Source organism: Ruegeria sp. HKCCD8929, from assembly GCF_013031405.1.
Taxonomy (GTDB): Bacteria; Pseudomonadota; Alphaproteobacteria; order Rhodobacterales; family Rhodobacteraceae; genus Ruegeria.
Map to the genome: position 1 here is coordinate 223,366 of NZ_WPZY01000001.1, position 18,744 is coordinate 242,109.

At 58.4% G+C, this 18,744-nt stretch carries 12 protein-coding genes; 8 read left to right on the top strand and 4 right to left on the bottom strand.

Translation table 11 applies throughout. The features are described 5' to 3' along the window. Window positions 1–445 precede the first annotated feature (445 nt). Window positions 446–1,345, top strand: a complete 900-nt coding sequence (locus GOX53_RS01085) for a sulfotransferase (RefSeq protein WP_171173137.1) — start codon at window positions 446–448, stop codon at window positions 1,343–1,345. Here GOX53_RS01085 and GOX53_RS01090 read toward each other — a convergent pair. The 4 genes from GOX53_RS01090 to GOX53_RS01105 form a co-directional block, all read right to left on the bottom strand. Continuing rightward, a complete protein-coding gene (locus tag GOX53_RS01090; RefSeq protein WP_171173138.1) occupies window positions 1,302–2,567 on the bottom strand; it encodes an O-antigen ligase in 1,266 nt (421 codons plus the stop codon). The genes GOX53_RS01085 and GOX53_RS01090 overlap by 44 nt on opposite strands. An 8-nt stretch (window positions 2,568–2,575) precedes the next feature. Further along, complete coding sequence (locus GOX53_RS01095) at window positions 2,576–4,357, bottom strand: Wzz/FepE/Etk N-terminal domain-containing protein (protein WP_171173139.1); 1,782 nt, start codon at window positions 4,355–4,357, stop codon at window positions 2,576–2,578. Between the two features lie 177 nt (window positions 4,358–4,534). After that, the gene (gene asnB, locus GOX53_RS01100; RefSeq protein ID WP_171173140.1) at window positions 4,535–6,541 is read right to left on the bottom strand and encodes an asparagine synthase (glutamine-hydrolyzing); all 2,007 of its coding nucleotides are present in this window, start codon (window positions 6,539–6,541) and stop codon (window positions 4,535–4,537) included. Between the two features lie 11 nt (window positions 6,542–6,552). Next, a complete protein-coding gene (locus GOX53_RS01105) occupies window positions 6,553–7,668 on the bottom strand; it encodes a glycosyltransferase (protein WP_217351621.1) in 1,116 nt (371 codons plus the stop codon). An 834-nt stretch (window positions 7,669–8,502) separates the two neighbouring features. On the opposite strand from GOX53_RS01105, the gene GOX53_RS01110 reads away from it, so the two are divergent. The 7 genes from GOX53_RS01110 (at window position 8,503) to GOX53_RS01140 (ending at window position 18,686) form a co-directional block, all read left to right on the top strand. After that, a complete protein-coding gene (locus tag GOX53_RS01110; RefSeq protein WP_171173142.1) occupies window positions 8,503–10,374 on the top strand; it encodes an AAA family ATPase in 1,872 nt (623 codons plus the stop codon). A 51-nt stretch (window positions 10,375–10,425) separates the two neighbouring features. Then, on the top strand, window positions 10,426–11,766 hold the full coding sequence (locus tag GOX53_RS01115; RefSeq protein ID WP_171173143.1) for a lipopolysaccharide biosynthesis protein: 1,341 nt from the start codon (window positions 10,426–10,428) through the stop codon (window positions 11,764–11,766). Window positions 11,767–11,809: 43 nt separating this feature from the next. After that, window positions 11,810–13,039: a polysaccharide biosynthesis/export family protein gene (locus GOX53_RS01120; RefSeq protein ID WP_171173144.1), complete on the top strand. Its 1,230-nt coding sequence runs from the start codon at window positions 11,810–11,812 to the stop codon at window positions 13,037–13,039. A gap of 4 nt (window positions 13,040–13,043) precedes the next feature. After that, entirely contained in the window at window positions 13,044–13,976 is a 933-nt protein-coding gene (locus GOX53_RS01125) for a sulfotransferase (protein WP_171173145.1), read from the top strand. A gap of 586 nt (window positions 13,977–14,562) precedes the next feature. Next, window positions 14,563–16,527 (top strand): polysaccharide biosynthesis protein, encoded by a 1,965-nt coding sequence (locus tag GOX53_RS01130; protein ID WP_371810237.1) that lies wholly within the window; start codon window positions 14,563–14,565, stop codon window positions 16,525–16,527. 87 nt (window positions 16,528–16,614) lie between these two features. Then, a complete protein-coding gene (locus GOX53_RS01135; RefSeq protein WP_171173146.1) occupies window positions 16,615–17,046 on the top strand; it encodes a GtrA family protein in 432 nt (143 codons plus the stop codon). Further along, a complete protein-coding gene (locus tag GOX53_RS01140; protein WP_171173147.1) occupies window positions 17,043–18,686 on the top strand; it encodes a hypothetical protein in 1,644 nt (547 codons plus the stop codon). The genes GOX53_RS01135 and GOX53_RS01140 overlap by 4 nt, the downstream gene beginning before the upstream one ends. The last annotated feature ends 58 nt before the right edge of the window (window positions 18,687–18,744 follow it).

The following is an 18,744-nucleotide window of genomic DNA, read 5'->3' on the forward strand; positions in this document are numbered from 1 at the left end:
ATTATTCCACACTCGCTTGCGCCTTACTTGTTTCGAGAGACGCAAACGCATGCCTGCGGCTCAGGAATTCGAGGATTTTATGATTTCAAGCTTCGCGTCGTTTCAGGCGAGGGAGCTCAAAACTGAATGATAAAAACACTTTGATTATGTATGTGATCCAGACAACAAATCGGTAACAGCTTCACCCCACTTTAGCTCTACGCCTTCCCATGACCACATTGGAAATGGCTCTGCGTCCAAACCCGCTGGGTGCGTAACGCATCACATCGGGGTAGATCCGTCAATCGGTCAAGTATCGCGGCACTTATTTAGCGCATCGTGGTCACAACAACTGCAATCTTGTTCACGTTTTCGTTGCCTTGTTTAACGGCCTAGATTCGTGCATTCTTTTTGGAAGTAGTGTTAGTTGGTGCATTTTGTTAAGAATGATTTCGGAAATAACTATATGAAACCAAAGGTTATTTACGTAGCTGGCTACGGTCGCAGCGGCTCCACTCTGCTTGACATTGTTTTGGGACATCACCCGCAGATCTTTGGTGCGGGCGAGATTTCCACGATCCTTCGGCACGTGTGGCCGAACAATGAGTTCTGTGCATGCGGTGATCGGGTGAAGTCCTGCGACGTCTGGGCGCCCTTGATTGAGAACTGGGCGGCAAACCGAGACAATCCAGAGCAATTCGTTCGATTGCAGCAAAAAATGGAAACAGTGTCGCCCCTGAGCGCATGGGCGTCCCGCCGACTCAAGGAAACCTACGCGTCGCTGTCGGTAGATTTGTACCGCAGCATCCTGCAGCGGACGAACTGTGACTATGTGCTCGACGCCTCAAAGAACCCGTCCAGAGGGTTGCGATTGGCCGAGGCGGGCAGTGCGGAACTGTTTGTGATCCACTTGATACGGGATGCGCGTGCGGTGGCTTCGTCGATGTCAAAAGCCCTGAAGCGAAACGCCGAGAGCGGTCTGCAAAAAGAAATCAAGCCTCGCCCCGCGGCTTGGACCGCGATGCGTTGGATGCAGTACAATTACTATTCCGAACGTCTGGCAAAGAAGGTCGGGCCTCAGCGTTCGGTTCGGGTCAGATACGAGGACTTTGTTGCCAGCCCCGGCGAACAGTTGGAGCGCATTGGCAAAATGACCGGTGTTGATACCGGCAACCTTGTCGAGATGGTGCGGTCGGGACAGGCTTTCGTTCCTCAGCATCAAGTTGCTGGCAACAGAATTCGGATGGGCGGTCCTCTCAAGCTGAGAAACGATATAACCTGGAAGGGTGAAATACCCGACAGCATGAAGCGGCAGGTCGAGATTATTGCTGCTCCGCTTTTACGAAGATACGGGTACGAGATCTAGCTGAGATCGTTACGGGCATCAGGCTGACGGAAAGTGCAAGCATCCACGGCACTGTCCAGAACCGGGCGTAGAAATGAGGGATGGCGTTCATAACCAGCGCCACCATGACAACGATAGACAGCGACAAGGCCGAGTTGATCCAGTTGTGGCGGAAGAACCGCTCGAACCACGCGATGTAGATACCGGTCAGAAGCATCCCGACCAGCCCAAGCAACGACATCAACCCGCCCTCCGACAACGTCAGCAGGTATGTGTTGTGAACAGGCGCGTCCAATGCACTAACTTCCTCGTACTGATCGATGCCAAGGCCCAGCCAGACAGTATCGTCAGCGATCTTTTGTGCCTCGAGGATAAGCATGAAGCGTTCATCGAACGTCCCGGACTCGCTGGCGTCACCTGCGCGCACCGCTTCAAAAACGCGTTCCTGGAATACTTCGGGCAGAAACGCATCACCCCAGAGAAGGGCGACCGTGAACAAGGCAATCATCGCCGATAAGAGCTTGATGATCGCGCGAGCCGAACCGCTGAGCACCGCAAGTCCGAAAACGCCGATGGCCGTCAGGTAAAAGCCAGTATTGGAGCCGGTCAACAGCAGGCCATAGACGATCGGGGTCAGAAGCAGGAGGAAGAGGATAATGTGTATCCTGCCGACATATCGAAGCCACGTCAGGAAGGTGATCGCAAACGCTGCCATTGCGCCGGCTCCGTTGACGCGCTCGACCAGACCCTTGAGCCGTCCGTTTATCGATACAAACCGCCCGTCATCCGGATAGTAGTTCACGTAATAGGCACCGTGGATCATCGAAACACAGATTGAGGCCACGAACGCCAGTATCAGCAATTCGGTTTCCCGCCTCGAGCGCTGCAGGATGATCATCGGCAGCAGGATCAGCGTCACGCAATACTGTCCGATCGCGGTTGTCCCGGCGATCGGGTCACCGTTCAGGATTGAGGCCATCATGAACCCGGTCAGGAACATCAAGACCGACGCAAACCAAAGACCGCTGATCGCACCGAACGGCCGCAGTGGCAGGCGGCCTTTGGTCAGCATCAGAATAAAGGTGCTGAACGCAAAGACGTCGCCAAGCGTGAAGTACACGAAACTGGCGCGCAGATAGTTCAGGGGGGCCAGAAACACCGTTATCATGGCCAGTGTCAGTTCAATGGATGAGGCCGGGCCCGGGTATGGCGTGCTGTTCTCTGTTGTGCTGAAATCCGTCATCTAAGCGTTCACCCGCAATTTACGATTGTGAACGGATCAATGCCCAGCTGTTCCAGCGCTGCGGTAGACTTGGCCACGGCGTCCAGATCCGAGTGCTTGTCCCTCACAATCAGAAGCATCTGATCGACCAGCGGCAAAATCCGCCCAACGACGGCCCGGAGCGAGGCTGGCGGCGCAACCAGTATGGCGATGTCGTAGTGCTCCCACAGCCAGTTGGTGGTATCGACGACCCCGCTCTGGTTGAACAGGTCCAGCGGCGGCACGGAATCGGCGGCCGGGAAGACGAAATCCACTCCATCTGCCAGATGATTCAGGATCGTCTCGCGCTTCATAACCGCGACGTCGCCGAACAGCTCTGCAAGTGTGCGTTCGGAACGGTCTCCGGGCGCGATCTTTATGCTCCGCTCGTTCTTGCTGTCGCCAAGATCGATAAGAAGAACCCGGTTGCCGTCATTTGCTGCTGTTATCGCCAGGCATGCGGCCAGAAATCCGTGATCGTCATTCTCGTCGGTTGCAGTGAGGCCCAGAACCAGACATTCGGTATCCGAGAACCGGTTGTCCATCACCGACAGGATGTGGCGAGCGGCCTCGGCGGCTGCGCTGGGACGGCGCCGGCGTGTGATCTGCGCCACCAGTCGCTCAAGACTTCGCCGGTGGCGACCCGGTACAGCGGGAAACCGGATCGTGTACCGCAATCCCGCTTCCAGCAGAGACGACCGGCCAAGAAAGATCCTCCGGTCCATCGACTCGCGAAACAGGGCGGCCACGAAGCTCAGTGCCAAACCGCTCACGAAGCTGGCGGCAAGCAGAGTGTTGCGGTTCGGACGGCTTGGGCGCTTGGGAACCTGGGCGACCGATATTTGCCGCGCCAATGGCGTCGTCAGCGCCATTTGAGCCCGCAACTCGGACACCTTATTCGACATGAAGGCGTGTCGGTTGTAGAGATCCTCCAACTGTCGTTCGAGGGTTTTTCGCGTCTGCTCTGCGTTTGAGCGCCGGGCCAGAGCCGCGTTCAGATCGTCGATCTGCCCCTCGACCGTGGCAATCCGGTCCGAGGCCTGGCCGGTTTCCTTGAGGTATTCCAGGCGCACCTGCGCCCTTTGCAGGTCCGACAACAATTGCCGGCGCACCAGAGTATCGTCGAGGTCGTTCAGGCGGATCAGATCGGACAATCTGACCTCGGTGGTGGCGATTTCGGTGTCTAGGGACGTCAACTCATTCTGAACCAGACCCATCGACCTCAGGATGCTCTGCAGTTGCAGGGCAAGCGTCTGGTCGATGTATGTCTGCACGATTTCGTTTGCGATCAACGCAGCCCGGGCCGGATCGGTATCGTTGACCTGAATGCCTAGCCCTAGACTTTGCCAGAACCGGCTGATGGCATAGTTTTTCAGCAGTTTTGTGGTTGCCGCATCAAACGCGGTGTCCTGCTCGCCGATTGTGTCGGTTTCGGGAGAGAGGTACCCGGGGTCCTCATCCAGCGAGAGATTTCTGACGATTTCTTCCGCAAAGTCCCGCGATCTGAGAACCTCGATTTCGGTCAGGATGTAAGAGAAGGAAACATCGCGTCTGCCTGAGGCCAGGGCGTCATATCCGACATTGGCGCGCCGGCTTTCGAAAACCAGTGCTGTGGTTGCGGTATACTCGCGTTCAGCCGTCTGCACGACCAGGTAACCCATTGACATCGAGATGACCAGGATCGAGACGATCAGGATCGCGTTGCGCTTCAAAATCGCCCTCAGCCCGGAAAACCCAGCTCTTTCCACCAGATCCTCGATGGAAGGTTTCAAGTTTTTTCCAGCGTGCTTCACGATGTTGAAACGGTCGGGGTTACTTGTTGTCACAACAAAACAGCCTTCAACGCACGAACTTTCGATCACGGTGGCCAGCAGGGCTTGGGCGTGGCGCAGGTGCCAGCGGCATCTCAACGGGTATCATGAAACGGGATGTCCGCATATCCGCCATTCTCAGTTGGGGTGGGCGCTGCCCTGCAGCGCCGGGGTTTGACTTGCGACATTCGGCATGGGTTGCATCCATGTCTCATGCCAGCACCCGAACATCATCGCCGACCACAGATGAGCGCCCCAGTTTCGTTCGCCCGACAAATGCTCGTTCCAGCGTTGGCGCAGCTCGGAAGGATCGAAATACCGGTTCAGACCGCTGTCGCCTTCGAACATGGCCGCCGCCCGGTCCTTGAGCGGGCCTCGCAGCCAGTCATTGACCGGGATGCCAAACCCCTGTTTGGGTCTGTCGAACAGGGATGTCGGCAGCCGTTTTTCCAACAGGCGGTGTAGCGCGACTTTGCCCCGCTTTCCGTCAAATCGCAGGGAGGCCGGAGAGCGCCACGCCGCCGAAACCACCCGGTGATCCAGAAGAGGCGCCCGGGCCTCAAGCCCTACGGACATCGAGGCGCGATCCACTTTCACCAGAATGTCTTCGGGAAGGTAGATCAGGGAATCCAGCAGCATCATCTCATCAGCGCGGCCAAGGTTGCCGGGCAGTACTTGCGACAGAAACGCGCTGCGCTCGTTTACCTTACCGGAAAGCACATCCTCAGGGTCCCACAGCGAACAGAAGTTGTCATACCGTTGGCGAAATTCCCGGTGCGATATGATCGAGGCCAGTTTGCTGATCCGGTCGGCGGACAACTCTCCGCGCAGGCGTCCCGGCGCGAAGGGATGAAGAACGGTTGTCAGTACGTTCACCAGACCGATTGGCGCATTGGAAAGCGCCCGCGCCAGCCCGCGCGGCATTTTCCGGCCCAGCTTTTCAAAGAGCAGCATTCTGGGATACCGAGCGTACCCGCCAAAGGACTCGTCGCCGCCATCCCCCGACATGGCCACCTTCAGATGCGACCGTGCCAGTTGCGATACCAGCAGGGTCGGGACCTGTGAAGGATCGGCGAACGGTTCGTCATAGACATGAGGCAACTGATCCATCAGATCGAGCGCCATTTTGGGTGTCGCCGTGACCTCATGATGGTCGGTTCCGATGTGCCGGGCGATGGCCGCCGCAAAGTCCGCCTCGTTCGTGGCCTCGTCATCAAACCGCACGGTGAAGCTGGTCACCGGGGTGTCGGACAGTGACTGCATGATCGTCGCGACCAGGGTCGAGTCGATGCCGCCGGACAGGAATGTGCCGACGGGCACATCGGCAATCATCCGTTCGGCGACAGCGACCGTCAGAGCATCCTCGATCGCGTTCAGCGCGGTTTGATCATCCCGGTAAGGTGAAGCAAGACCATTGGCGGCGACGTCCTCGCAACTCCAGAACCGTTGGCTTGAATGTGCAAGCTGCTCGGCGGATGCCGGGGGCCGGGACAGGTCGACCTCAAGAAACGTGCCGGCGGTCAGTTTCACGACCCCGCGATATATCGTGCGCGGGGCGGGAATGTAGCCATAGCGGACGAACTGCCCAAGCGCCTCCTGATCCACGTCGGCAACGGCAAAGTCATCATGTGCCCGCAGCGCTTTCAGTTCTGACCCGAAGAACAGCGTACCGTTCTGCAGACCCAGATACAGGGGTTTCTTGCCCAGCCGGTCGCGGGCAAAGATCATGCGGTTGGTTTGCCGGTCCAGGATCGCAAAGGCGTACATGCCGTTCAGGCGTTCCAAAGCCGCCTGCACCCCCCATGTTTCAAGCGCAGCCAGCAGTACCTCGGTATCCGAAGTGCCCCGAAACGAGATGCCCTTTGCCAGAAGCTCCTGGCGGATTGACAGGTAACCGTAGATCTCGCCATTGAAGATGGCGCAGAAACGCCCCCCGGGCGACTCCATGGGCTGGTTTCCGGTCTCGGACAAATCCACGATGGACAGCCGGCGATGCCCCAGCGCCACGCCGCGATCGGCATCGACGAACAACCCCTCTCCGTCGGGGCCGCGATGGCGGATACTGTCGCACATTGCCCTGAGAGTGACTGTTGCCTGTCGTTTTTCAAACGGCGCAAAAGTCGTAAAGCCAGCGAAACCACACATACGTCACCCTCTCATTCAGCGTTTACGGACATCCAGGCACCGGCGCCCGACCGATCTCCGGTCAGCACCGCTTCATAGGCGTTGGCAATCTTCGGAAGCGCATAGTTGCGCGCAATCTGATTTCGCGCCTGCAGGCTCTTGTCCCGGTATTTTGAGGCTGGCCATTTGGCGACCTTCACCATCGCCGCGGCCAGCGCCTCGGGGTCGCGGGGCGGTACGATGTACCCGCAATCATCGACGATCAAAGCGGAATCTCCGACATCCGTGCTGACAACCGGGCGCCCGTGGCACATGGCTTCGGCAATGACGTTGGGAAATCCTTCGGTCCGCGACGATAAGACCAGCACATCGATCTCTTCATAAAACGGGTGGATGTCCAACAGATCGCCACACAGGTGGACCTGATCGGTGGTCAGCCCGTTTTTCTCAATCAGAGCCAGCAGTTCGTGATTGTCGGCTGTCACTTTGTCCCCGGCCGCCATGAAGCGAAGATCGGGGACCTCGCGGGATGCCATGCCGGCGGCGGCAAGAAAGGTCGAGTAGTCCTTTTGCGGATGAAATCGTGCGGCAAGCCCAAAAACACGTGCCGGGCCTTGCCGCGTGTTCTGGCCGTCCGGAACATCAAACCCGTTCGGGATGACAAAGGACTTGTTGTCCTTAAAGCCGTACTTGGCGTGCTGCAGCCGGGCGCGGTCCGAGTTGTAGATGATGCCGGCGCTGGCGCGCGACAGTTTGCTGGACAGTGTAACGGCTGCACGGGTGCTGGTTGTCAGTGCCGCTGGGTCGTCCAGGGCCTGACGAACGGTCCAGAAGACCGGCGTCCTGGTGAACGAGACCGCCGCAGCCGCCAGTCCGATGACCATCGGGTGGTACATCCAGCACAGGACCGTATCCGGCCTGTGTTGGCGGATCAGGCCCGCCAGACCTGCAACGGCCCGCGGTAGGGCGCGTAGCGAGCGGGCTTGCAGCGCATGGTAGATGACGTTCGGATTGTTCGCCTGATCCACGTTGCGATCAGAAACGCCGACCAGTGAAACCACAACTGCCGGTTCTCCTGAGTGAGCCAACAGCCGGGCCAGCATGGTCTGGGCGCCGCCCTGCGATCCGAAATCGGTGACGACATGCATGATCATCGCGCGCGCGCCATTCTCTGCCGCGTAGCTGCAGGCGTGATTTTCCCGTTGTTACCAGCGAGAGTTGTGCGGGGCCGGGCAGGCAGAGTCTGCGGCACTCGAGTTGGTTGGGCGAGGCGCAAGTGGAAGCAACGGGTCAGACCGTGGATGCATCTCGCAAATGGCGCGGAAGTCTTGATGAGCGGTCTCAAAACAGAGCTCACATCGAAAACAAATACTTTTGAAGACTTAATCACAATCCAGTCCACAACTTACTAATCCAATCAGGCACAAGCCGATCAGAAGTCACAAAACACGAGCTGCGCCGGCACTACCCCTCCAGACGCATTGATTTCCAATCGGCTTTAATCAAATTCCGATTCGATACAGTTCATATAGAAACAACTTGTATGGAATCGTAATTTATTGCAAGTTTTGCAGCATGAATGAGTTTTAAGGTTCCTTGATGGCTATGTCGGGGTGGGTTGTTTTGTGACTAATATGGGTGGCGGGGCCGTCTTTCGGCGCCGTTTTGATTCTTTTGTCAGCTTCGGTTGGTCGAGGCTGCTGATACTGGAACATGCTGTGGATCGGCACGTCCGGTGCTTCCTTCTGAGATACGGATGTTTGTTTGGCTGCGGTCCGCAGCTTGGGTTGTCGAGAGTGCGCGTCGCTCGGCGGTCGGGACGTGTGGTGTCCGGGACTCGACTGACAAGATTTTGATTGTCCGGCCCGACACCACGCGCAGAGGGAAGTTCTGAGGGGGCAAGGGTTTAATTATAAGATCTGCTGCCACATCTTGGACGGAGTAGTGGTTTGAAGACTGACTTTTAGTCTGGTGATTTGTGAATGTCGGTATTGGAAAAACTTGAGAAAACAAACCAAACCCGTGGGGACGATCGTATCGGGTTGAGCGGTATCTGGCACTTGGTGCGTCGGCATATCGTTCTGGTACTTGTGATCACAGCAGCCTGCGTGGCTGCGACATTTGCCGTCGTGTCCGAGATGGAGCCGCACTACAAATCCCGTTCGACGGTCGTGATGGCGCTGCAGGACACCCGGGTGCGGGCAACGGATGTGCAGCTTGAGTCCTTTGAGCTGTCCCGCGTCGTCATTGAAACCGAACTCGACGTTCTCAAATCCCGCGAATTCGCCGCCGAGGTTACGACGGTTCTTTCCCTGTTTGACGACCCGGGATTTGCGGGTGTGGTGGACCCTGATCAGCCGGAACCAGAGGTGGCACGGCGCGAGCGGGTCATCGACAAGATGCTGAGCTCATACAGCGTGTCCAGGCACGGCGAGAGCTTGGCCATCGAAATTACTGCGACATCGGTGGATCCGGCGCTGGCGGCGGACATCGCAAACACCGTCGCCGAAATCTACATTCTGAAATCCATGCTAAAGCGCAGGGAAGGGATCACTCAGTCGATTGAATTCCTGCGCACGCGCGTCGACGAACTGGGCGAAGAGCTGTCGCAATCCGAGCTGGAACTGGCCGCCGATATTCGCGAGAACAACCTGGATGACCAGAACCTTCCGATCCGCCTGCGCGCGGATGTTGAACGCCTTACGTCCATCTATGAAGTCGTTCGAGACGATCCGGCCTCGGTAGAAGAGGCGCCGCTGATCGCGAAAGAGCTTGAGGAGGCGCAAGCGGCCTTGCACGCACGCACGCGGGCCGAACTGGCGCTGATGCGCAAGGAGCGCTCCCTCGAGTTGTTGCGGGCGCGTTATCAGACATCCATCGAAAAGCTCAACGAGCTGGAAACCCAGTTGCAATTCGTAGGGCAGGGCGCGCGTCAGGTGTCTGTCGCGCGCGTTCCGGTCGACCCCTATTGGCCCAATCCTAGGCTGGCAGTTGCGGCAAGTGCCGCCGCTGGGTTCACGCTGGCATTCATCATCGCCTATCTGACCGAAAACATGAACACCCGGGTCTGGAGCGAGAACCAGATCCTGCGAGTCACGGGTCTGGTAAACTACGGATTTCTGCCGCGCATCAAAAAACGCGGGCTGTTTCCCCGGAGACATGAACCGCTGTGGTTCCTTGAAAATAATCCGAATTCCTCCTTTGCAGAAGCCCTGCACAGTTTCCTGACCCTCTGGTTCAACGTGGGAAGTGCGGGCAAGGTCATGATGGTTACGTCAGGACTTCCGAACGAGGGGAAATCCACGGTGGCGGTTTCCCTTGCAGCGGCTGCGGCCCGGGACGGGATGAAAGTCCTTGTGTTGGATTTCGACAGTCACCGTCGCGGCGCGATGAAGCTGTTCGGCGTGGAGCAGACGGCCCTTTCGGTGGAAGAGGTACTTGCCGGTGACGGCGCATCCGAGCCCGTGAGTGTCGAAGGCGAGGCCATGGAGGGCATTACCCTGCTGAGCCTCAAGACGAGATCGAAATCGCCGTTGCCTGCGTTGAAGACGGCGCTTGCCGAATTGAAAGAAGGCTTGCTGGGCTATTACGATCTTATCCTTGTGGATACGCCGCCTGTTCTGATCGTCGATGACGCGTGCAGATTGGGGCCGCTGATTGACCGAACGCTACTTGTGGTTCGCTGGGGGAACACGACCGAGGCGGTCCTGAGGGACGCGACGGAGAAGCTTTCGATGAACGGGATCGAGGTTTCGGCAACACTGGTAAATGACGTCGATACCCGCAAGCACCGCAGGTACGGATATGGTGGCTATGCGCATTATTATTCATATGGCACATCGGATTACTCCTGATCCGCAGCGCGCAAACCGGAGGGTCTGGCTTGTGCGAAACGGTGTGTTGGCGTGATCTCCCGACTGGCATCCGGGTTCAGAAATGAGCCGGTGGCGCAGCGTTTGCTGCGCAATCTGAAGTGGATTTTTTCCTCTCAGGTGGCCGTCGCGCTATTAGGCATGATCTATCTGGCGTTCGGAGCCCGGGCGCTGGGGGCGGCAGGTCTTGGTATGCTGGCGCTGGTGGAATCCTACGGCCGCATCATTGAACGTCTGATCCATCTGGAACCGTGGCAGGCCGTTATCCGAAACGGAAGCGAAGCCCTGGAGGCTGGTAATGACGGGCGCTTCGGGCGCCTTGTCGGGTTGTCGGTACTGCTGGACCTCTTCGGAGGTGTTCTGGCCGCCAGTGTTGCACTGCTGCTGGTGCCGGTCGCGGCCCCTTGGTTCGGATTCGATGCGTCGCAGTATTGGCTGTTGATTGCGGCGGCAGCGGCGGCGCTGATCTCATTGCGAGCGACCGGGTTGGCATTGTTGCGGTTGTATGACCGCTTCGATTTGCTGGCCAAGATCGACACCGCTGTTGCCGGTCTTCGGGCTGCCTTGGCGGTGGGGATGTGGGCTGCAGGATTTGGGTTGGCCGGGTTTGTCGCGATTTACGTGATTGTCAGCCTATTGAACGGAACGGCGGCATTGATTGCTGGCATCCGGGAGATGCGTCGCCGCAACCAACAGGTTCAGATTGGTGCCGTGCGCGAGGCGCTGAACGAGAACCCGGGGTTCCTGCGCCTGATGTGGAACAGCAATCTGGCTGTCATTTTGCGCCAAACCTCACAACGATTTGACGTCATCATCCTGGCGGCTTTGGTTCCCGCCGCCTCGGTCGGTTACTATCATGTCGCCCGGCGGTGTGGTGACGTGGCGCTCAGGCTCGGCCGTCCGATCAGCCAGGCCATCTACCCCGAGCTGACACGCTTTGCCGCCCGAGGGGAGTTGGCCCGTATTGGCCGGGTTGTGCGTGGTGTCAGCCTTGGGTTTGCTGCAGTTATGATCGTCGTGCTTGCGCCGGTTATCTGGCAGCTTGAACCCATGGTTACGACGATCTTCGGCGACACATTTGCGCCCGCTGTGCCGGTTGTGGCGATCCAAGCGGTGGCGGTCGGATTTTATATGTGCGGGATCGTCATGAATCCCGCGTTGCTGAGCCTTGATCAGGATCGTGCCATGGTTCGGATCGGTGCCACTTCTACCGTGCTTTTCTTTGTTCTGGTGGTGCCCATGGTCAAATTGTTTGGAGTGGCCGGCGCCGCCGGCACACATTTGATCTGTAATGCGATCTGGTTGACCTTATGTGTTGTTATACTGCGCAAGAGTTTGCGTCAGACCGCTGTTGCCAAGGAGGTGTCGAGTTGAGAGACCTGAGTTTGGCGATATTAAGTTTTTGGAGGAACGTCCTTTGAGCTTCACCAATGTTATGAAAGTTGGGCTGCTATTTGTGCTTGGGCTTGTGTCCGCCGCGCATGCAGAAAGCTATCTTTTGGTTCCCCAGGACCGGGTTGTCGTCCGCGCGATGAGGTGGGATCCCACATCGACCACGTACCTAAGATGGGATGGTATCTCGGGCGAATACACGGTTGCGCAAGACGGGACGCTGGCCGTGCCGCTGATTGGACAGATCGAAGCTCAAGGCAAGAACAGCGGCGATCTGTCCCGAATGCTCGAGATACGTTTGCGCCGTCAGACCGGCATGGCGGAGCCTCCGCAGATCGCGCTGGAGGTGATAGGGCACCTCCCCGTCTATGTTCTGGGCGATGTCTCAGGCCCCGGTGCATATCCCTTCCGGCCCGGGCTGACCGCGCAGCAGGCTCTGGCTTTGGCGGGCGGACCGCTGCGGCCGCCGGTCCAGTTCAACAACGGAACCGATCTGCAGCCGCTGCGCCTCGGCGGGGAAATCCGCCTGCTCAATGAACAAATTGAGGACTTGCAGCAGGAAAAGCGCCGCCTTGTTGCCGATCTGGACGCGGTTTCTTCGCAGGGCGCCGCTGGGTCAGCACAAGTACCTTCTGGTTTGGAGGGGGAAATCCTGATTGCCGCTCAAAATGCGCGGAGCGGCCAAGAAGAGAGTATTCGTGAGCTGAAATCGGTGCTGACCGAAAAGATCGCGAGCCTTGCGGCCCAACTTGAGCTGCTGGAAGAGCGGATCGCACTGACCAAGAAGGATTTGGACAACGTGACGTCGCTCAAGGAAAAGGGCCTGACGGTTAACACACGGGTTACCGCCCTGACGAACGCGCTGAACAACCTCGAAGCGGAGCGGCTGAACCTGGATATCGCGCAGCTGACCGCGCGGCAACAGCTGAACCGGGCAGAGCGGGACGGGCTGGCCTTGCTCGATACCGCCCGATCCAACGCGTTGGTTCGCCTCAACACGGTGGAGCAGGAACTGACCACGCTGCAGACGCGTCTTGCCACGGCCCGGCTTCTTCACTCCGAGGTGGTGGCGGCAGGGCTGACGACCGACACCGAACCCAGCGGAGAGGCGGTGATCCGGTATGCGGTCACACGCGGAGACGATGCGGTGACGACCCAGATTGATGCCAAAACAAAGCTGCAACCCGGCGATACTCTGGACGTGACCCGAGAGGTCGTTCTTGAACCGTTGTCCGGCCAAACCGCAGGGAATTGACGTCATGCCTTTGCCCCCGGACGGGAATGTCGATTTTCTGATTATTGGCGCAGCGAAATGCGCCACGACTTGGCTGCAACGCTCTCTGGAACAGAACCCGGCGATACATATGCCAGGCCCCGAGCTACACTATTTCTCGCGGGAGTATCACCGCGGGTCTCACTGGTTTCGCGATCAGTTCGACCCGAATGATGCCACCCGCCTTATCGGGGAAAAGTCCAACTCATATCTGACGCAGCCCGAAGCAGCGGGTCGCATTGCTCGGGACTGTCCCGGCGTAAAGCTGATCTTGCAGATGCGCGACCCGGTGCAGCGTGCCTATTCCGACTATTGCATGTTGTTCCGGCGGGGTGAGGTCTCGGGCGATATTCGCCGCTATCTGGATCCCGACATAGCCGCCGAGGAACGGTTTTTGAACGACGGCCGCTACGCCCATCACTTGCGCCGCTTCTACGACCTGTTCCCGTCCGAAGACATTCTGCTGCTGGCGTATGAGGATATCCGCACCGCACCGCTGGATCAGCTGAGCAAGGTCAGCCGACATGTGGGCTTTGGCGATGAACTGCGCCCACCAGTTCAGCAGCGGATCAAGGACAAGGAAGCGCCGGTTGTCCCCCTTGGCCTGCGCCAGGTGTTGGCGCCGTTCCGGCCTGTTCTGGATCCAATCCGCCATAGCTGGCCGCTCCGCACCCTGCGTGGTGCGGTTGCGCGCAAGGTTGCGTATCCCCCGTTACCCACTGACATTGCAGGGAAAATGACGGAGTTCTACCTGAAGGACGTGGAGCAGCTGAGGGCGTACAACCCAGAGGTTTGTCGACCCTGGACCAAGCTGCAGACCGAGGGTGCAATCGAATCGGGCGCGGGCGCAGGATTTGATTCGACGCAGGTTGCCGTAGGGGCAGGTGCGGTTGTTGGCGGTGACGCTGGCAACACATGAATTTGTGATCTGCCAAAGGTAACCAGATTTCCGGGAGAGGTCATTAACTATCTGAATAATAAGGAGAAAATTTCCAATTTTGCATCGTGGCATGATGATGTCTGAAGGTGGACATTTTTTTGAAAAATCAATTTTGATCTGACAAGCAATATGTTACCGTTAATCTGAAGTTAACGGATTTCTTTTGGTTGTTTCTCCCGTCGCTTCGAAGACGGGATGTGTGTGAGGGGGTAAAGGTTGGCGCGAGCAGTTTTTGATGCATTCGCGCAAAGGGGGAAAGTCAGAAGCAAGATCAGGTAGCTGATTGTCGACGCAATGCGCTCGGCAATTTGTTTGCTCTTATATGTCATAATAACCGGCTTTTGCCGGGGGGATATTTTTTGAGCGAGTAGTCGGGGGCCTAATAGAGACGCTGGAGCGTTCACCTATGCATGAGTATGAGTATTATCCATCCGGGGGTTCATCCCGGAAAAAGGAAATTAATTTACCGCAGAACGATTTGCTGAAATTCAATTCTTGGCAAAAACAAGTCATTGCGGAAATTCGCGCCAATCACCGTTTGGTGTTCGGCGACGTATTGGCAGCTGTGGTTACAGTCTGTCTCGCCGTTGTTCTTGCCAATGGCGGGTCTGTCCCCGCTGAATTGTCGCCAGCCTTGCTGCCGCTGGCGCTGTTGTCCGGTTTGGCCGGTCTGATCGCCTTTCCAGTGTCTGGGGTCTATCGTCGGCACACCCGCTCCACCTCGTTGCGCGACATCGCTCACATTCTTGTTGGGGCAGTTCTTTCCGTTGTACTGCTGGCGCTCATGGCCTCGGTGTTGACTGTAACCGCGCAAGTGCCCCTGCCGGTTTACGTCATCCAGTTTCTGTTGGCTGTCCCCGCGCTGAGCGCGCTGCGGGTTGTGGCGCGCAGCCGTGAGTTGGCGCGTCAGAATAAGCGTCTGATGGCGCAGCATGCCGACAAGATCCCCGTGCTGCTGGTCGGAACCGGCGCAAGCTGCGACCTGTTTGTGCGCTCGCTGCGCAACACTGGGTCCAAGTACCAGCCGGTTGGCATCATCGACGACGCGCGTAACACGCAGGGCCTGTATTTCCACGACGTGCAGATAATCGGGTCGCTGCTGGACCCCGACTGCCTGATTGCGCGGCTGAAGCATTGCAACATGCTGCCGCAGCGCCTGTTTCTGACCGAGCCGGTGACTCATTTCGAAAGCGACGGCATTCGCAAGCTGATCAGCTGGTCCGAGGCGCATGGTATCGCGGTGTCGCGTCTGGCCGGACTTGAGGAATTGGGTACCGAGGCCGATGCCGACAAGTCGAGCCTGCGCACGGTAAAGCCCGAGGACATTCTGGACCGCCCGCAAAAAGCGGTCGAGCGCTCGATGCTGCGCGAATTGTTCCAGGGCCGCCGCGTGCTGGTGACCGGAGCCGGTGGCTCGATCGGCAGCGAACTGACCCGTCAGATCGCATCATTCGATCCGGCCGAGCTGGTGATGATCGATAACTGCGAGTTCAACGCCTATTCAATCGACATGGACCTGAGCCAGAACTTCCCGGATGTCGCGCGCCGCATGTATGTGGCCAGCATCCGCGACGCCGCGCGGGTCAATACGATCTTCGAGCGTCATCGCCCCGAACTGGTGTTCAATGCCGCCGCGCTGAAACATGTGCCGCTGGTCGAACTGAACCCCTGCGAGGGTGTTCTGACCAATGTGATCGGCACCCGTAACGTGGCGGATGCTGCCCGCAATGTCGGCGCCATCGCGATGGTGCAGGTGTCGACCGACAAGGCGGTCAACACCACCAATGTGATGGGCGCGACCAAGCGCGTGGCCGAATTCTATGTCCAGGCACAAGACCGGATCACCAACGAGACCGAAGAAATGACCCGTTTCTTCTCGGTCCGGTTCGGCAATGTTCTGGGCTCGTCCGGTTCACTGATCCCGCTATTCCAGCGGCAGATTTCCAAGGGTGGGCCGCTGACTGTGACCGACCGCAAGATGGAACGGTATTTCATGACCATCCGCGAAGCGGTGCAGTTAACGCTGGTCGCGGCAGCCAGTGGCCTGACGCTGGACACCAGCCATGGCGAGATTTTTGTCCTCGACATGGGCCGTCCGGTCAAGATCGTCGATCTGGCCGAGCGGATGATCCGGCTGGCGGGTCTCACGCCTTACGAAGACATCGACATCAAGTTCATCGGCAGCCGCCCCGGCGAGAAACTGTTCGAAGAGCTGTTCGATGCATCAGAAGAACGGCGTGAATGCGGCATCCCCGGTGTCAGTTCGGCGCGGCCCGATGGAGTGGCAATTGCGCGTCTGCGCGCCACGATCCTCAAGCTCGAGCAGGCCGCGGCGGTGGGTGACGAACTGTCGGTCAAGCGTCTGCTCAAGGATCTGGTGCCGGGTTATGGCATCAACGGACTGCGTTCGGTCGATGTGTCGGATTCAATTAAGAAGCCGGTGCTGACCGCGACGGATCTTTTGCCGAAGAACGATATTCCCGCGGTGGATGCGGGCGCGGAACAACCGCGGCTGAGCGCCGGACGGTAATTCCGTCTGGATATGAGTTTTGGTTGGGCGTCAGCGCCCGGCCGGTTGAGAGTTTAAGTTTAAGGGCCCTTAAGGGCGAATGTTTGAATGACGGTGCGCAGTTTTTCCAAACCTGTTGATACCCCGCCCAGCCCTCGGTCGCGGGTGGTGCGGTTTCTTGGCGCGGGCGTCATCAACACCGCATTTGGCTACAGCGTGTTTGCAGCGCTGGTGTTTCTGGGTGCGCATCCGCAGGTTGCTCTGATCGTGCAGTTCGTGATCGGTGTGATCTGGAACTACTGGATTCATGGCCGCTATGTCTTCGGCGTGCGTGGATACGCCCGGCTGCCGCTATACGCGCTCTCCTACGTCATCATCTATTTTGCGAATGCCTTTCTGCTGCGCGCATTCATGGTCGCTGGCCTCAATGCCTATCTGGCGCAGGCGGTGGCGCTCGGGCCGGTGGTGATCTTGTCTTATGTGATGATCTCTCATGCTTTGGGTGTTCGGCCCGGGGCGAAGGGGGATGAGCAGCTATGAGCGCGACCGATATCCGCGACGCTGTGCAGGAGGACGAGCACGGCATGAAACAGCACCTGACCTTGCGCATGATCCGCGTAGGTGCGGTGGCATTGATGTTGGGCCTGTTGGCGGCGGCGATCTATGGCCGGATGATGAGCTTCGGTTTGCGCCGGGACGAGATGATGTTTGTGACCCCGGCGGAACTGCTGGGGCAGTGGCAGCTTTATCGCGACTTCTTCTACAATCATGTGCCCAATTCCGCTTGGTTCTTCCGGGGTTTCCATCTGCTGTTCGAAGATCAGGGTCTGCTGGGTTCGGCCCGGCTGGGCGTGTTCTTTGCCTGGCTTCTTTTGGTCAGCGGTCTGGGGTGGGTCACCTATCGGATTTCGCACTCGGCCGTCTTGGGCCTGTTCTTTCCGGTGGCGCTTATGGCGTGCGAGCCTTTGCTGACGCAGGCCGGTATGGCGGCGACCAACAACCTGCTGCCCTTGCCGTTTGCGGTACTTGGGCTGGGTCTGTTCGTTTCTGAGACGCTGGGAAATCGCCCGCGCAAGATAATACTTGTGATCGCTGGGATCTGTCTGTCCATCGCGGCGGGCATGAAGGTCAGCGCCATCATGTTCATTCCGCCGATCGCAATCGGGGCCTTTTTCCTGCCCCGTGAGATGTCGAGCGAGTACCGTCTCACCAAGGTGGTCGTGCCGTTGGTCCTGGGCGGACTGATCGGTGCGGTACCGCTATTCTGGTATCTGGGGGCCGATCCGCAGCTGTTTCTGGCCCATGTGGTCAAGTTCCACACCGGCCCGCATGTGGAATACTGGCAGGTCAATGCCGCCTCCGAGCCCGGGCTTGCGATGGGACTGGCTGGCAAGGTGCAGTTGGCCTACGGCGCATGGTTGTCCGGCGTCGGGCTGGTCATGACGATGGTTTTGTTCTTCCTGATCTGGGTGGCCCTGCGTGACACCAGCTCGGGCGACGTGCTGGAAGAGTCGTATCGGGGTCAGATCCTGGTGGTACTGGGCGTGCTGGCTCTGACCGCCGGAATGAGCCTGGTGCCCACACCCGGCTTCCCGCAATACTACATTCAGCCGCTGGTCTGCCTGCCCATCCTGTGCGCCATAGTCTATCGTCGCCTGCTGCATGTTCACCGCCGCGAGGTCATGCCGATCTTTGGTGCCGGTCTGCTTGTCTTGGTATTGCTCGGACTGCCGCGTCTGGCGCCCGGATTGCTGGCACTGACTGAACCCGGCAAGTTTACCACCGCCAAGGTTGCTCGGGGCGGTGAGGCCCTGCGTCAGGTTCTGGCAGAAAACGGCAATTCCGATGGGCCGGTTGCAACCCTCTTTCCGCTTTATCCGCTTGAAGCCGGGTTGCCGGTTTACGGCGAATTCGCAACAGGGCCGTTCGCCTATCGCATCGCGCCCTTTACCGACCCGGTGCTGGCCAATGAATACCAGATGGTGGGCGAGGACGGTTTGACCGCGCTCTTCGATGCCAATCCCCCGTCCGCATTCCTGTTGGGTTACGACCCCGCGCTTGAGGCCCCGCTGCAGCGCTATGCAGAGGCAAACGGGTATCAGCCGGTCGAAGTCGAAGGGCTGAAAAACCGTTACGGTCAGGGGATCGTGTACATGAAAGACCCGGAGGTGTCGCAATGACCGGCACGGCGGGCAAAAAGATCTCGAAGGAAGGGAGAGGGATTGGGCTGACCAAGCA

What these genes read in the sequence shown, in the direction of transcription:
- GOX53_RS01105 (WP_217351621.1), bottom strand. Translation starts at nt 7,668, where the DNA reads ATGCATGTCGTCACCGATTTCGGATCGCAGGGCGGCGCCCAGACCATG.
- asnB (WP_171173140.1), bottom strand. Translation starts at nt 6,541, where the DNA reads ATGTGTGGTTTCGCTGGCTTTACGACTTTTGCGCCGTTTGAAAAACGA.
- GOX53_RS01140 (WP_171173147.1), top strand. Translation starts at nt 17,043, where the DNA reads ATGAGCGCGACCGATATCCGCGACGCTGTGCAGGAGGACGAGCACGGC.
- GOX53_RS01085 (WP_171173137.1), top strand. Translation starts at nt 446, where the DNA reads ATGAAACCAAAGGTTATTTACGTAGCTGGCTACGGTCGCAGCGGCTCC.
- GOX53_RS01125 (WP_171173145.1), top strand. Translation starts at nt 13,044, where the DNA reads ATGCCTTTGCCCCCGGACGGGAATGTCGATTTTCTGATTATTGGCGCA.
- GOX53_RS01090 (WP_171173138.1), bottom strand. Translation starts at nt 2,567, where the DNA reads ATGACGGATTTCAGCACAACAGAGAACAGCACGCCATACCCGGGCCCG.
- GOX53_RS01135 (WP_171173146.1), top strand. Translation starts at nt 16,615, where the DNA reads ATGACGGTGCGCAGTTTTTCCAAACCTGTTGATACCCCGCCCAGCCCT.
- GOX53_RS01110 (WP_171173142.1), top strand. Translation starts at nt 8,503, where the DNA reads ATGTCGGTATTGGAAAAACTTGAGAAAACAAACCAAACCCGTGGGGAC.